This window comes from Rubripirellula reticaptiva (assembly GCF_007860175.1).
Lineage (GTDB): Bacteria > Planctomycetota > Planctomycetia > Pirellulales > Pirellulaceae > Rubripirellula > Rubripirellula reticaptiva.
In genome coordinates this window covers 692,087-707,825 of sequence record NZ_SJPX01000004.1, presented here as the reverse complement: position 1 = coordinate 707,825, position 15,739 = coordinate 692,087, and the positions used below count along the sequence as shown (strand labels likewise).

The 15,739-nt window shown below is 57.1% G+C and carries 8 protein-coding genes; 5 read left to right on the top strand and 3 right to left on the bottom strand.

Annotated features, from left to right (window positions below; genetic code table 11):
* The first annotated feature begins 48 nt into the window (after nucleotides 1-48).
* Nucleotides 49-1,449 (top strand): hypothetical protein, encoded by a 1,401-nt coding sequence (locus Poly59_RS19725; RefSeq protein ID WP_222436140.1) that lies wholly within the window; start codon nucleotides 49-51, stop codon nucleotides 1,447-1,449.
* A 124-nt stretch (nucleotides 1,450-1,573) separates the two neighbouring features.
* Here Poly59_RS19725 and Poly59_RS19720 read toward each other — a convergent pair whose 3' ends face one another.
* Together Poly59_RS19720 and Poly59_RS19715 are read right to left on the bottom strand one after the other, a co-directional pair.
* Nucleotides 1,574-3,160 (bottom strand): SHD1 domain-containing protein, encoded by a 1,587-nt coding sequence (locus Poly59_RS19720; RefSeq protein ID WP_146535809.1) that lies wholly within the window; start codon nucleotides 3,158-3,160, stop codon nucleotides 1,574-1,576.
* Between the two features lie 226 nt (nucleotides 3,161-3,386).
* Entirely contained in the window at nucleotides 3,387-4,169 is a 783-nt protein-coding gene (locus Poly59_RS19715; RefSeq protein WP_246151778.1) for a HEAT repeat domain-containing protein, read from the bottom strand.
* Nucleotides 4,170-4,693: 524 nt separating this feature from the next.
* Here Poly59_RS19715 and Poly59_RS19710 point away from each other — a divergent pair.
* Complete coding sequence (locus tag Poly59_RS19710; RefSeq protein ID WP_146535808.1) at nucleotides 4,694-9,082, top strand: DUF4332 domain-containing protein; 4,389 nt, start codon at nucleotides 4,694-4,696, stop codon at nucleotides 9,080-9,082.
* Nucleotides 9,083-9,202: 120 nt separating this feature from the next.
* On the opposite strand, the gene Poly59_RS19705 is transcribed toward Poly59_RS19710, so the two are convergent.
* Nucleotides 9,203-10,150: an SGNH/GDSL hydrolase family protein gene (locus Poly59_RS19705; RefSeq protein WP_146535807.1), complete on the bottom strand. Its 948-nt coding sequence runs from the start codon at nucleotides 10,148-10,150 to the stop codon at nucleotides 9,203-9,205.
* 166 nt (nucleotides 10,151-10,316) lie between these two features.
* Here Poly59_RS19705 and Poly59_RS19700 point away from each other — a divergent pair, with 166 nt between their 5' ends.
* The 3 genes from Poly59_RS19700 (at nucleotide 10,317) to Poly59_RS19690 (ending at nucleotide 15,657) form a co-directional block, all read left to right on the top strand.
* Nucleotides 10,317-11,195: a ThuA domain-containing protein gene (locus Poly59_RS19700; RefSeq protein WP_146535806.1), complete on the top strand. Its 879-nt coding sequence runs from the start codon at nucleotides 10,317-10,319 to the stop codon at nucleotides 11,193-11,195.
* 357 nt (nucleotides 11,196-11,552) lie between these two features.
* On the top strand, nucleotides 11,553-12,242 hold the full coding sequence (locus Poly59_RS19695) for a cytochrome c3 family protein (RefSeq protein WP_146535805.1): 690 nt from the start codon (nucleotides 11,553-11,555) through the stop codon (nucleotides 12,240-12,242).
* 97 nt (nucleotides 12,243-12,339) lie between these two features.
* Nucleotides 12,340-15,657, top strand: coding sequence for a TAT-variant-translocated molybdopterin oxidoreductase (locus Poly59_RS19690; RefSeq protein ID WP_146535804.1), 3,318 nt, complete (start codon nucleotides 12,340-12,342; stop codon nucleotides 15,655-15,657).
* Nucleotides 15,658-15,739: the final 82 nt, after the last annotated feature.

The window sequence follows — 15,739 nt, the reverse complement described above, 5'->3', positions numbered from 1 at the left end:
TCGTTCTACCGCTACTCCCATCAAAAACCATGGCGGACATCAAACGTGATGCGTAGTTCAACTTCGACAGCGTGGTTCAGCGTTATATTTTTTGCACTGGGCGTTACTCAGGCCTGGTCCGAAGATCTGTGCCGGATCCAGATTGTTGACTCGGACAACGGTTGGCCTGTTCCGCTAGTTGAACTGCGCACGACGCACAACGAAAGGTTTGTTTCGGACAATGCGGGAGTGATTGCGTTTGACCTTCCTGAATTGATGAACGTGCCAACATGGTTTCACGTCGCAGGACATGGTTACTCAGTTCCCAAAGACGGCTTTGGCTATCGGGGCGTGCGTGTCACGCCGCAGCCTGGGAAATCAATCACAATCAGCGTTGATCGCCAACTTCCCGCAAAACGTCTGGGCCGGCTTACTGGTGGCGGTTTGTTTGCAGAGAGCCAAAAGCTTGGCGAGCACCTTGATTGGACCGAGCAAGGAATTCTAGGTTGTGACACCGTTCAGAACGCGGTCCACAATGGGAAGCTGTACTGGAGCTGGGGTGACACGACGGTACCGGGCTATCCACTGGGACGATTCCACATGACCGGCGCGACGACTTCGCTGCGGCCAATTTCGTCTTTCAAACCGCCAATCCAACTTCGCTACGACTATGTCACGAACGAGACGAGCGTTCCACGAGACATCGCCAAGTTGCCCGGCGACGGCCCTACTTGGCTTGGCGGATACGCAAGCCTTCCGAGTCGCGATGGGAAAGACCGCCTGGTAGCGACTTATTCAAAAATAGAACCACCGTTAACCGAATACGAACGCGGACTAAGCGTATGGAACGAAGACACAGAGCATTTTGAAAACGTCCAAGTCCTTTGGAAACGATCTGATGGAGAGTTAAAACCACCACCGTCGCCTCATGGGCACGCGGTGTTCTGGATCGACGACGCGGGAAAGCGATGGGTCTTGTTTGGCGATCCGTTTCCGACGTTGAAATGCCCGGCTACGTTTGAGGACTGGAAGAACCCGGCGACATGGGAACCACTTCATCCGCAGCCATCGGTCCCTGCATTGGGATCGCCCGAGCGAATAACGCCACACCGAGGTGCAATTGCATGGAATGCGTTTCGCAAGAAGTGGGTGACGATCTTTACGCAAATGAAGGGTGAAACATCACTGCTAGGCGAAATTTGGTACGCCGAGTCTGGCGGACCACTGGGCCCATGGGGCAACGCCATCAAAGTTGTCACTCACCAAAATTACACGTTCTATAACCCAACGATGCATCCGGAATTCACGGATTTACAGTCATCGATTCTTCTATTCGAGGCTACGTACACGCATACGTTTTCTCGCACAAAGACGCCGACGTCTCGCAACGATTACAACCAAGTACTCTATCGTCTTGATCTCGATCAGTTGCAACGTGACGAGTCAAACGCGACGAATGACTTGCCATAAACGTTCCGGCTGATGACGCGGGAAATCAGCGACCTGCGCGGGACACACGGGACTGCTGATGTTGCCTAACGCCTTCGACACGGCGATGCATGGACCAATCCCAATAACAGGATGCAACCAGGTTTTAGCGGCGGCTATTGGTCAGTCCACCGATTTGGACATCGCGATCGACCCACCCGCCGGATCCCCAACCGCTGCGTCCGAGGACACGCCACTTGTCGGGCTGGATCGGTGATGGGCTGGCGTCGATGCGTTGAATCATTTGCCGCGCAGCTGGGTGAGGAATCGAGACGACCGTCATTTCGGTCAGCGGCGTCTTTCGAAAGATTGCGATGTGCTTGCCGAAACTTTGCCGCTGCGTCCCTGCGACGTCATAGCGCCAAATGGGAACACCGCGATGCAGGCTGACCAGCGTGCCGTCGTCGGTCAGCAGCAGGTCGTGATCAATCCACAGCGGCGTGCCGAGTCCGAGACTATTGAGCGAGCGAACGTCACCGGCCAAGGCTGCCGACGGCAAGTCCCACGCACGAACTCGGCGAGTCGTCGCAATCGCCAACATGTCACCTTGTGGCGAGAAGGCGACTCCGGGAACTTGTTTTTCAACCTTGATTCGCCCGAGCGATTCGCCCGTTTCTGTGGCCATCAGATCAACACCGCCTTCGTACGGAATTGCAAGATAACGTCCGCCACCGGATAGCGCGGGCATTGATCGGGACTCGATGCCATCGACGCGATAGAGTTGCTTGCCGGACACGATGTTCCACAAGCCGAGCGACTGGTCGATGATCGCCAGAACGTGTTCATCGTCGATCCACTTTGCAAATCGAAGTTGGTGCATCGCACCGGGGTCCGCCTTACCGCTAACAGGCCGACGACGCGAAAGTTCCAACGAGCCGCCCGTCCAACCGTCGACCACGGCTAGATCGCCGCCGCGGCCAAGCGAATTGAATCCAACCAACACTAACGACTTCCCGGTATCCATCCGATGATCGAGTAACCGAATCGTTTCGCTATGCTGCATCGGTACACTAACTCGCTGATTAAGAATGTCGAAGGCGACTAATTCTTGGCGAGTCTTTTCACCCGGCAAACGAATGTGATGGCTAACGGACATCGCCAAAGCGATCGTCTGTTTGTCTTCGTAACCCGACATTGTGATCGCACGGGGCTCCGAAACCGTGGTGTTGAAATCCACTCGCGGTATAGCGATCCGCCTGGCCGTCAATCCAACCTCGAAGAGCGAACGGTCCGCTGGAAGACTTTTCGGTAACGAATCCAGCTTGACCGACTGGACGGTGCCATCCATTGCCATTGGCGAGCCGGGCGTGTCCGCGGGATCGCCAAGCTCATCTGCGGTCGGCAAGGTCAATGGCGGCAGCGGATCGATGGTCGGCGCAACCGGTGGACCACCACGAAGTTTGTTCAGAGCACTGCCGGTGACTTTTCGTTCGGCAACGTAGACTTTGTCCTGCTCGCTAAGCTGACTGAGCGAAAGCCGAACTTCGCCTCCATCCGAACGCAGCAGTACCACCGAATCGCCGGTCCAATCGATCAATGTCGCCTGGACAGAATACGTGCCGCCGGCATCCACCCAAATGCGTTCGTCCTGTTGACCCTGGGCCGCGCCGGTGAAAAAAGATGCAACCGAAATGGTTGTCCAAGCTACGGCGCGAGCCAACGTGTCATTTTTTTGGCGAAGAGATGGGCTCATGTCAAACGAATCGATTGTTGTTGAAGGCGATTTCACGACAGCGCGAAAAATCGAGGATTGACGCTTTACTGGGCGGGCTTGATCGCGAGCGAATAGTCACGAGTGTGCTCTAAAACACGGTCTCCGGTCTTAGTAATCGGCTGGGCTGCAGGCTAGCAGTCAGCACTAGACGCAACAAAACTAAGACGCAACAAAACTACGGCCAGCCGAGTCGACGCAGTTTTCGTTAAAACAAACCTCGGATTCGGTCTGCGATTCGGGTTTCGGGTTCGGATGTGGGCTTGCCGTCGAGTGCCGCGATCCAGACATCTGGATTGCTTCCGTAATTCTTGCCTGTGACGCCGCGCAGTGACGCGACTGCCAAATCTCGTGTCGCCGGATTTCGATCTGACAAGGCCACGCGTAGCGAGTCCAACGCGATCGGACTTTTGTGGTTTGCGAGCGCTTCGATGGCGGTGTGTTTGACGTCTTGACTGGTTTCGCTGCCCAGTGTCGCGGCCAACAAACGGGCTGCATCATCGCCCGGCCGCCGTCCAAGTGATTCGCAGGCTTCCATCCGCACTTTCATGCTCTCGTCATCCAGCCCGGTTTCAATCAACGCCAGCGACGATGCATCCTTGAGAGCGCCGGCCGCACGAACGGCTAGTCGTCGCATCTCGGGACTCTGGTCATTCTCGATCATCTGCTTCAATTGACCGGTCCAGAATTGCTGGCGGTTAGGCGGCAGCGCTGCGATCGTTTCCGCCAGATCCGAAAGTTGCTGCATCCGCTGATGATCGGTGACCCCAATCGCCTCGTCCTTTTTCCATTCGTTCATCGAATAGTAAGGATTGGCAGCTTTGATTGCGTAGAGCGGCCCGTCTTGACACCCCATGATCGAGGCACTGGCGACGACAACACCAACACTCATCAACCACTTGGCACCAAAAGCTCTGCGACCATGATGATGCGCCGAGGGCTCGGCGAGTGCTTGATGATCCATTGGCCGTGACATAACAACTTTCGACATTCGGTAACTCGATCCTTCGTGAGACGTCGTCCACATCGGCCTGTAACAAAGCCAGCGGCACGCATCCAATACCAGTTATCGGCAGCCAAGTGCCGCGGATGCAGCTAACCGCTGGTTGTTTGCTGTGCCGAACCCCGGAAAAGCCCGCAGTCTCAGCCCCAGCTCCAATCGCTCGGCAGCGCCCCGACTCTCGCCGTTTCGGTTTTTCTTTTTGGTTCTACAGTTCGTTGAGTTCCCCGCCGGTGCAATCAAGCTGAGCAAGGTGAACACGCAAAGCCGCTGAAAAGTACGTGTCTATCGCAGTTTAAGGCAACGCGATTGAACTTCGCCGCGACACCTTGGCATGAAAAGAATATCTCTTTTCGTGAAACACCCATTTCGACTAAAGTTGGTGAACATCCGCGAATTAGACGGTGACCGCGAAGGGAATTTTAAGGCGAAGACATCGCCATTCTTTCACGAACAACCTGCAATGAATGCAATTTGTTGGGTTTTGACCCGCGTGGCCATGGAGGGGCCAAATCATGTTGTTGGACCGAATCGACATCGACGCCCACGGACCGCTCAACGGCGTTGAACTAGGGCCGTTTTCCGAACACCTCAACGTGGTGACCAGCCCTGACGGATCCGGAAAGACCGCGATCGTCCGCTTCATCCGCGACTCGTTGGTCAACCGCGAATACCCACTGGGCATGATGAGCTCGTCGACCGGACGAGTCGTCTGGGCCGATCGCCATGGCATGCTACATTGCCGCCGCGAAAAAGACGGCACGGCCGGTGGTCGCCGTTCGGTCCAGTTCGAATCACGCGGCGATAAGATGCCGCCTTCGACTGGCTTTCATCATGCAAGCTGGGCCAGCGTGACTAGCCATGCGGGCTTTTCCGATTCCGCTCTGGCGATGAAGTCGATTCAATTGCCCGAGAGCTTGGTCGATGGAGTGATCACCGATGCGACCGTCACCTCCGTCTCTCGAGTCGTTTCGGCATGCGTCCGCAACGGACTGGATTCACCAGAAACCTATCGTTCAATTCCACTTGGCCGCGACTCGGTTTATGCCGACCGTGACGCCAACTTCGATTCGGTCGGTGGCTATCGCCGCGAACATGCCGGTGACCGTCGCTACGAAAACAACCAACAACTACGCGAAGAACTGGCGTCGATTGAAGCCGAACTGGGACGACTGCGCAGTCATCGCCCGATCCACCGAACCAGCGCGTCGAACGCAGGCACTTACAATTCGCACCGCGAACACGAACTGAATCGACTGCACGACCAAGCCCGTGGCCTGCGCTGCCACCAAGCTGAACTGCGCCGCTGGATCGACGAAATCGACAACGAAGCAAGCCGTCACGGCGGATTGGCTTCGTCGGTGCAAGCAACGCCCGACTACCACCACTACGCTGCGATCTCCGACGAGTCCCTGCGCCGCGCGCTTGACGACTTGGACACGCAAATGATCCGCTGGCAACGGGCGATGCTAGAAGTCCGCGGACTTCGCCAAGCGATGTTGGCCGGACGTGACACGTTCGCTCGCTATGCTGGTGGCCCGATCGACGAAGCCGCTCTGCGTCAAATGCGTTTGGACGGCTTCTATCGCGCGGTCGATCGGTACGAGCCTTCTCGTGGATGGGACGATCTGTATCACAACGTGTACAGTGGGGCTGGCCGACCACTGGTTCACCTTGACGAAGTCGAAGCACGCATCGACGCGGCAACTCGCAACATCGATTGGTTGCTTAGCCGATACACCAGCCCCGACAAACTGCAACACGCGTGGTTTGAAACCATTCCGTCGTCGGTCGGTTATCGCAGTGCGACATCGCTCGAAGAAACCCTGCGAGTGATTCGCCAAGACCTTCGCAGCGTGCAGCTTTACACCAAGACCAGTGCAGCCGCACGTCCAACTGAGTCGGCGGGATCACTTCGCCGCGACGAAGAATTGGCCGAGCTATCGCATAGCGAATCCTGGTTGGTTGCCGCGATCGAGGGGCTCAATCGCCATCGCGATTCGCTGCTGCGTCAGCATTCGGCTGGCCACGAATCCAAATTCACTCAGTGGTCGGATGCAGCTTACCGCCCGAACTGGGTCGGGCTGCGACGCGAACGCGATCAACGCTCGGCCGAACTGGCACGCGTTTCTGCCGAACTTGACCATTGCCTTCGCACTGCGTCGGAACTCCGCCGATCCATGCGATCGTTGCCTGTGATCGATTCGTATCTCGACCACACGGATGCTGCCTACGTTCGATCGGATTACCGACCCGCGTCCGATTCACGAATTCAGTGGCTCGAACAACGTCGCCAAACGATTCTCGAACAACTGCGAGCTACCGAGCGTTCTGCGGCATCGCGTTCGCCGCTATCGGTGGTCGCCAGTCGTTGGTTGGTACGTTTGTCGGCAGGCCGTCTGCAAACCGTCCAGTGGCACTACCAAATCGTGTCGCATCAAGACGTTGGCGTTACTATCAACGGTCGCGCAGAGGACCAATGCACGGCAGCGGACCGAGCAATCGCGTCGATGGCTGTCCGCATGGCCGCCGGTGAATTGCTGGATCAACTCGGACGACCAGTTCCGTTGATTCTGGAAACTCACCGCGAATTGTTCCAAGACGCTGACTTTGCTGGCTACGCGGCACCAATGGCGTACTTTGAACACGGCGAACATGGCCGCAGCAACCATCCGATCGCAGCCGCCCTGCGTGACTATGCCCACCGCGGACGTCAAATTGTTGTGCTGACCAGCCACCAAGGCTTAGCCGACCAACTCGCCCGGGTTGGTGCCCGCGACTTCGCAATTCGCGGCGAACGCGTTGTTCACGCTCACCGCCCAATCTGGCGTCCTCAGTACGCAGCCGAAAGCTATGTCGGACCACATCCCCATACAAACGGCGAAAACGTTGTCCACGCGCACTATGCCGTCGACGGCCGCGCCGATGATGTCAATCGCGACTTCGACATGGCCTGGCGAGAAGCCTACGGCCTGTACGACAACCCGGAACGTCGCCACCAAGCGGCTCCGCTGCAACAACATGCGCCGGCAGTGCATCCGGTTGATCCATCACCGGTCTACGGCAACGCGGCTCGCACCGACTGGGCGCGTGATGGAGTTGACTATCGCGATGGATACTACTTTACGGACAACTACACAACGGACAGTGTGTCCGCCAGCGTCAATCCAAACGCCAGCGCCAACGCCAGGATGCAAAGGAGTCTCTATCCAGAGACGACCTTTCGTGCGACCGATGGTCCCAACGGCCATGTGGCGTCGCCAATGGTAAACGGAACTCATATTTCAGCGGCGACTGCGCCTGCCGCGACACCTCAGAGCCCGTTTTTTCTGTCCGTCGACAGCCCCATTGACCAGGCTCCGTCGATTGACGCCGTCGCCGCAGCACGTCTGCGTGGGCTAAGCGTCACTCACATCAATCACTTGATGCAACAAGACTCCAACCGATTGGCTGACGCACTGGGACTGACCAATGTGGTCGCATCGACGATTCGCCGCTGGCAAGCAGAATGCCGTTTGGTTTGCCGAGTCCCCCAACTACGTGGCTTTGACGCTCGCGTGTTGGTCGGATGTGGAATCTTGACGCCGGCTCAATTGGCATCGATCCATCCTGTTGATCTGCTGGAACGAGTTGAGGATTTCTTGGCGACGGACCGTGGCCAACAACTGCTGCTCTCCGGCAGCAGCCACGAACTGTCACGACTAACCAGTTGGATTGCAGCAGCCAACAGCAATAGTGACCGCGAATTTGGCGGGTTCGCACGCGGCCGAAACGGTGTCCGTTATGACGTCAATGGAAACATCCACCGTGGGCCTGGCCGCGCAAACGTCGTCCGTGCCGCTCGTGGTTCGCGTCGCAGCTACTATCGCGACGAACGTCTGACCGAATCCAACGACCGCGATGCCGATTTCGTTTTTGACAGCGATCGCTACGAGTACGAAAACAATGATGGCTTGCCATCCCAACGCGGCCGCCGACGCAGATCGATTCGCACGGTTGAATCAATCGACCGTGATTCGCTGATCGACGATTCGCTGGAAGGTTCCGTGCGACGCGAACGAAACGCCCATGCAAACCGCAACGGCACGTCAAGAAACGGCTCGTCACACAATGGCACATCGCGAAACGGATCGCAGCAAAACCGTACTAGCCGAAACGGTTCTAGCCAAAGCAACGGCTACGGATTGGGATCAGGTTATGGTTCGGGTTACGGATCAGGTTCGGGTTCAGGTCAAGCCAATCGACGCAACGGCAGCCGATCCAGTTCGTCCTCGGAATCGACACCTCGCGAAACGGTTCGCTACGAACAAGACCTGCAAGAACGACTCGAGCGTGAACCACGCGAGACTCGCCAGCGACGTTCTCGCAAAAGTAGCCGCGAAAACGGTGAGGCCCGAAGCGAGCGTCGCCGCGACCGAGAGCCTCGCGTACGCGAAGAGCGATCATCACGCGATTCAGAAAACGAACTGAGATTCTATCTGCAACGTGACAGCCCCATCGTCGATGCACCCTCGATCGGTGCTCGGATGGCAGAACGACTGCATGCCATCGGCATCTACACCGTCGACGACCTGTTAAACGCAGACTCTGAATCGGTGGCCGAGCAGTTGGGGCATCGCCGCATCGACGCCGACACGGTACTGCAATGGCAACAACAAGCGACGTTGGTTTGCCGAGTCCCCATGCTTCGCGGGCATGATGCACAACTGATGGTCATGGCCGAAGTCACGACTCCCGAAGAACTCGCCGTCCAAGATGCCGACGACATGTTCGCCATCATCGACGCGATCGCCAGCAGTACCGAGGGCAAGCGAATCATTCGCAACGGCAAGGCACCCGATTTGGCCGAAGTCACCGAGTGGATCGGATGTGCCCAACACCACCGAGAATTAAGAGCCGCCTAAACAGCAGTTCAAATCTCGATCAGATTCGCCAAGCGAGTGAGACCAGGTCTCACTCGCTTTTTTCGTTGAAAGATCATCGCAGAACGAGCCGCTCACGCCGGCTGAACTTCACAGCACCAATCAATGCACGGCTGCATTGACAAGCGACGAGTTCGCGACAATTGCGTTCAAGAAGACGCGGCGGATTGCGTCGTAGCCTCGGTCATTGGGGTCCTCGATGTTGGTGAAGAACCAATAGTGCGGATCCTCGGCGTCGTAGGTTGATCGCCAGAACTGACGACAATGTGAACCGTGCCCCATGAAATTTTTGTGCAGCGGCACGACGAACACCTGCGGAAACTCTGCAGCAACCTCTCGAATCACATCATTGTATTTGGCGTGGATCGCCAATCCGTCCGGCCAATCGGGCAGAAAAATGCTGGGTGCATCGCCGACACCATCGGTTGGATCATAGATGTCACCAATAAAGATTTCACAACCGAGCGGAAACTTGCCGACCAGCCCGTCGAACATATCTCGCAAACGAATTCGGAAGTTGTCGATCCAAGGCTCGGCCTCTGCGAGTGTCGCGCCGTACATCGCGCACTCACGTGGGGCGCTGCGTCCATAACTATGGATCAGATCGTTGCCGCCCGAAGTCATCAGCACGATGCCAAAGGCGTCTTCGGTGACCGGAATTTGCTCGGCGATGACGTCTAGGTGCATTTGCGACTCGGATCCCGATACCGCGTAGTTTTCAGATTCGAGGTTAGGGACAACCGCCGACAAACAGACGCCGCGGAGTTCATCGAATTCGTCGTCCGGATTGGTCAACAGACGGTTGAAGAATGTGTGCGATGCCGACTTTGCTCCCAACCCGGCGGTAATGCTGTCGCCGACGCCCATAACGCGGATCTTGCGATCGGTCCAGATTTGGCTAAATACGGCAGCGTCGACCGCTGGCCCGGCCGGCCCCTCGCCAATCGGCCGAGCCAGATAGAACTGGATGTAACCGACCACGCCAACGGTGATCACGATGGCGAGCCCGATCAAGACAGACAAGCGACGATGATTTCGAGGACGTTTCATCTGTTTTCTACGACTGCGGCTCTCCGCCGGTTCGACGAGACCGTTACCGCTCCGGTCCAACAGCGAAGTATTGCTCAGCGAATGATCCGCCCTGCGAATTGAAGTAAACTGAGACGACTGGCCTTTCGTCCCATCCCCCACTTCTCCCGCCCAGAATGATTGATTCATGAAAAATTTGCTCACAGCCCTCGCGTTGACTGCGACTACCTTCCTGCCGAACTGCGTTTCAGCCGACGAACCCCCAGCCACCGGCACCGCGCCGCTTAAAGTGCTGTTGATCGCGGGCGGTTGCTGCCATGACTACCCGGCTCAAACCAAACTGCTGAAGTCCGGCATCGAAGAACGTATCAACGCGGTTGTGACAATCGAAACCAGCGAAAGCTCGAACACGGAAGCGAGATTCGAAATATACGAGTCCGACAATTGGTCCGACGGCTATGACGTCATCATTCACGACGAATGTTCCGCCAACGTGACCGAAAAACCGTACGTCAACCGAATTTTGGCGGCTCACCAGAACGGTGTTCCTGCAGTGAATCTTCACTGTGCCATGCACAGCTATCGCTGGGGCGACTACCGCAGCCCAGTCGAACCCGGTGCCGACAACGCACGCTGGTACGAAATGATCGGCGTTCAATCGACAGCGCACGGCCCCAAGACACCAATCGACGTCGTTTACAGCGACTCGGATCACCCGATCACCAAGGGGCTGATGAACTGGACGACAACCGACGAAGAACTTTACAACAACATGCGAGTCTTCAGCGGCGCTTCGGTCTTGGTCAAAGGCGACCAGATGACGTCGCCCAACAAGAAGGAATTGAAAGCGAATCCGAAGGCCGAGCCCAAGAAGTCGACGGCTGTGATCGCGTGGACGAATCAGTACGGACCTAAAAAGACGCGTATTTTCAGCACTTCGCTAGGCCACCAAAACGAAACCGTCGCTGACGCTCGTTACATGGACGTCGTTGTTCGCGGATTGCTGTGGGCGACCGACCATATTAACGAAGACGGCACGCCCTCCGCTGGCTACGCCAAGCAGTAGCGAACTGGACGCGGCACTTGCGATTGCTGCGACGGCCAGTTCCCTTGGCGGAACTGGCTTTTCTTACAACCCGAGGCGTGCGTCGAATCGTCACGCTCGGGCCGCGTTGTCCGCTCACCAGTGCCTGCGGTTCTTACCCAGTCCGCTGAGTCGCTAGGATTTTGGACGCCCGCTCGAGAAATCTGTGCGACAGAATGTCGCTCACCCAAGGGTCGGCATTGCCAGCTTGCTACCAGCACCGCCATACTGCGGCCCGATCGGGCAACGGACGCCTTCTTTTTCTTACTCCCGCCCCCGCGAATTGACTCGTGACGCTCTGACGTCGGCGACGATATTGCTGGGCCAGACAGTATTATTATGCAACGGTTCTTGTTTCCTCGCTGGATCAATCCCCTCCTCGGCCTTTTGGCTGTCGCTGGCGCTGCAGGCGCAGTGTTCGCTGGCGCGATGGGCGGATTGCTGACCGACCCGGTCACTTTGAATATCGGCTACCAGCCGACTCAACCGGTTCCTTTCAGCCATGCGATTCACGCAGGGCAATTGAAAATGGATTGCCGGTACTGCCACAACACAGTCTTCGACGCCGCACACGCTGCGATCCCGCCGACGGCAACGTGTGTGAATTGCCACTCACCGGCCAATGACCAAGGCGTCACAGCTTTGTCGGCGGTTCACCCGGAAAGTCCCAAACTGGCACCGATTCGAGAGAGCTGGGAAACCGGCCGCAGCATGGCTTGGAAGCGAGTCCATAACCTGCCCGAATTCGTGTACTTCAACCACGCCGCCCACGTGAACTCGGGCGTCAGTTGCAAGTCTTGCCACGGCCGTATCGACCAAATGGAAGTTGTCTACCAGCACGAAGAGTTGTCGATGGCATGGTGCATTACCTGTCACCGCAACCCCGAGCCTCACCTGCGTCCGAAGGAATTCGTGACGAAGCTGGACTGGGAATTCGAAAGCCCAGAAGCTCAGGCGACCTTTGCCAAAGAATGGCGCAAAGAACACAACATCAACCCGCAAGTCCACTGCGCCGTTTGTCACCGCTAGATCACGACCAAACGGCTTGGAACGCAGTCTTCGCGTTCGACAAAGCGTTTGGCGTCTGAATTGCAAATCACTTCACCTTTTTTCGTAATCTCTCGACATGACCTTGAACCATCCGGAACCTTCGACATCCGAAGCCACCCAGGAAAAGTCGCGACCGCAGTATTGGCGAAGTCTGTCGGAATTCCGCGGCGGCGAAGAATTCGAACAGTACCTCGACCGTGAATTCCCGGTCGCAGCATCGGAGTTCCCCGAGGGTGTTTCGCGTCGCCGTTGGATGCAGTTGATGGGTGCATCGCTGGCACTCGTCGGAGCCGCTGGGTGCCGATATCCTGAAGAAGAAATCCTGCCATTCGTGATTCGCCCCGAAGGACGTATCCCAGGCGAAACTTACAGCCGGGCTACCAACTTCGAATTGGCCGGCCGTGTCTACAACTTGCTGATCACAAACTTCGACGGTCGCCCGCTAAAGATCGAACCGAACAAGGATCACCCAGGCGGCAGCGGCACCGACGTGTTCTCGCAAGCGTCGATCTTGGGATTGTACGACCCCGACCGTGCTCGCGGCGATGGCGGCTTCATTCTGAAAAAGGGCGCTGAAAACCGCGAACAAGTCGGCTGGAGCGAATTTGATTCGTTCGGCAAAAACCTCGTCAATTCGGCTGCGGCAAACGGCAACGGCGCCAAGTTCGCCGTGCTGATGTCACCGACTCATTCGCCATCAACGGCGCGGATGTTGGCGGCACTGAAGAAAAAACTACCTAGCTCGACGATCTGTCGCTTCGATTCGATCGACGGCGGCGTCATGGCGGCAGCCACTAAGTCGGTCTTTGGCAAGTCGGCGGACCAAGTCCTGTCGCTTGACGAAGCGGACGTGATCATCACGATCGAAGCTGACATCCTGGGCAAACACAAGTCGATGATCTCGTCGGCTCGCAGTTTCTCGAAACGCCGCGACCCGATCGCGGGCGAAATGAACCGGTTGTATGTCGTCGAGGGCGGCTACACCGGCACCGGTGCCAGTGCCGACACTCGATTGGCGATCCAACCGAGCCAAATGACGGCATTGCTGGCCGAACTTGGCCGTCGCGTCGACGAACTGGCTGGCGGTGCCGAACACGACCATTCCGGCGAAGGCGACAAAGCCTACAACGAGATGTCGCCTGCTGAACGGCTGGAACGATTCTTGGACGTGGCCGCACACGACATCGCCGAAGCCGGTGAAAAAGCAGTGGTTGTGGTTGGCGAATCGCTGGGTGCCGAAGCGGTTGCCGCTGGCATTCGCATGAACCAAAAACTCGGTTCGCTTGGCAAGGCTCAAAAGTTTGTTGCCACCGCAGACGCCGACTTGGGCGACACGGTTTCCATCGGCGACTTGGCCACCAAAATTAACGCGGGCGACATCGATTCACTGCTGATTCTGGGTGACAACCCAGTCTTTTCAGCTCCTGGCGATGTCGACCTGGCCGGCGCGATTGGAAAGCTCGAACATTCGATTTACCTTGGCGAATACGACGATGAAACCGGCTACGCCTGCGAGTGGTCGCTGCCAATGGCGCACCCGCTCGAATCGTGGGGCGACGTGATCGCCGATGACGGTCACTACGGCGTTTGCCAGCCACAGATCCTTCCTTTGCTGGGGGGACGCGTTGCCATCGAAGTCATTGCGTCGATGCTGGGCGAAAAAGAAACCGAAGGAATGCAGATCGTTCGCCGCACGACCGACGAACTGGCCGGTTCGGCGCTAAGCGATCGCGAGTGGCAAGCACTTTTGCACGATGGATACGCCGACAACCTTGTCGTGAAAAGCGACTTGAAACCCAGCGGCGAAGCCAAGCCCCTTACCGATGCAAAACCTGTTGCCGCTGAAGAAGCCGACAAAGACGCAATCGAAATTCTGTTCGTACCAGCCGACGGTTTGTACGACGGGCGCTTTGCCAACAACGGTTGGCTGCAAGAACTGCCACACTCGTTGACCAAGATGTCTTGGGACAACGCGGCTGTGATGAGCCCGCGGACGGCAGCCGCATTGAGCGTCAAGCATGAATTGATGACGGCCTTAGAAATCGGCGACACACGCGTCGAACTGCCTGTCTATGAAATGCCGGGGCTCGCACCAGGCGTCGTGGTCCTGATGATCGGCTACGGCCGAACACGAGCCGGAATGGTCGGCGGCAGCTTGGCCAAAGACGTGCCAGTCGTCGGCATCGACGTTTCACCGCTGCGTTCAAGCGATTCAATGTTGGTAGCGACTGGCGTCAAGGGACGTCCGCGTTTTGTCGAAACCGAAATCGCGACGACCCAGGACCACTGGGCGATCGACGAAGGTGGCCGGGACGAAACTCAGCAACGTAGCTTTACGCTGGTTCGCGAAGGCACGACCGCCTTGCTTGCCAAGGTGCCAGAGTTTGCCGAAGTGAAGGGACCACACGTTCCCCACGTTGGCCGAGCTGGATCGCCGTGGGAAGAACCGATCAACACGATCGAAATTGAAAAGCCAGACTTGCCTCAGTGGGGTATGTCGATCGACTTGACCAAGTGCATCGGCTGTAACGCATGTGTGATCGCTTGCCAAAGCGAAAACAACGTGCCAATCGTGGGCCGCGAGCAAATTCTTAATAGCCGCGAAATGCACTGGTTGCGAATCGACCGCTACTTCCAAGGCGACGAAGACAACGCCGACGTCGTCCAAGAACCTGTGGCCTGCATGCACTGCGAAACAGCCCCATGCGAACAGGTTTGTCCGGTTGCTGCGACGGTTCACACCGACGAGGGCTTGAACGCGATGGCGTACAATCGATGCATCGGAACTCGGTACTGCGCTAACAACTGCCCGTTCAAAGTTCGCCGCTTCAACTACTTCAACTACAACGCCGAAGTCGGCGTTGGCTACGGCATCGACGCGTATCCAAGTGCGATCGAAAAGGCCAACCGCAAGCTGCAAGCGTTGGTGATGAACCCTGACGTGACTGTTCGCGGTCGTGGGGTCATGGAAAAGTGCACCTACTGTGTCCAACGCATCGAAAAAGGCAAAATCACCGCTCGCAAAGAAGACCGCAAGGTTCAAGACGGCGACATCGTGACCGCTTGCCAATCAGCTTGCCCGACCAACGCCATCAACTTCGGCAACATCGCCGATCCCGAATCAATTGTCGCCAAGAAACGCAAAGATGTTCGCAGCTATGGCATGTTGGGGCAATTGAACGTGAAGCCAAGGACCGAGTACCTCGCTCGCGTTCGCAACACGCCAAAGCGTTTGATGACAGCGGCTCAGCTTGAAGACTTGGCAACCATGGAAGCACCTCATCACGGCGGCCACGATGATCATGCCGGTCATGAAGCACACGGCCACGATGATCATGCGAAAGACGATCATGGTCACGAAGATCATGACAAAGAAGAAGCACACAAAGAGTAGCCTTGCCGATCTCTGGTAAAGCGTCTCGGACTGATTGACAGCCCGAGTCCGCCAGAGCCGACCCGGACCTACGTTTTCCTAA

What these genes read in the sequence shown, in the direction of transcription:
- Poly59_RS19710 (WP_146535808.1), top strand. Translation starts at nt 4,694, where the DNA reads ATGTTGTTGGACCGAATCGACATCGACGCCCACGGACCGCTCAACGGC.
- Poly59_RS19720 (WP_146535809.1), bottom strand. Translation starts at nt 3,160, where the DNA reads ATGAGCCCATCTCTTCGCCAAAAAAATGACACGTTGGCTCGCGCCGTA.
- Poly59_RS19690 (WP_146535804.1), top strand. Translation starts at nt 12,340, where the DNA reads ATGACCTTGAACCATCCGGAACCTTCGACATCCGAAGCCACCCAGGAA.
- Poly59_RS19715 (WP_246151778.1), bottom strand. Translation starts at nt 4,169, where the DNA reads ATGTCGAAAGTTGTTATGTCACGGCCAATGGATCATCAAGCACTCGCC.
- Poly59_RS19705 (WP_146535807.1), bottom strand. Translation starts at nt 10,150, where the DNA reads ATGAAACGTCCTCGAAATCATCGTCGCTTGTCTGTCTTGATCGGGCTC.
- Poly59_RS19725 (WP_222436140.1), top strand. Translation starts at nt 49, where the DNA reads ATGCGTAGTTCAACTTCGACAGCGTGGTTCAGCGTTATATTTTTTGCA.
- Poly59_RS19700 (WP_146535806.1), top strand. Translation starts at nt 10,317, where the DNA reads ATGAAAAATTTGCTCACAGCCCTCGCGTTGACTGCGACTACCTTCCTG.
- Poly59_RS19695 (WP_146535805.1), top strand. Translation starts at nt 11,553, where the DNA reads ATGCAACGGTTCTTGTTTCCTCGCTGGATCAATCCCCTCCTCGGCCTT.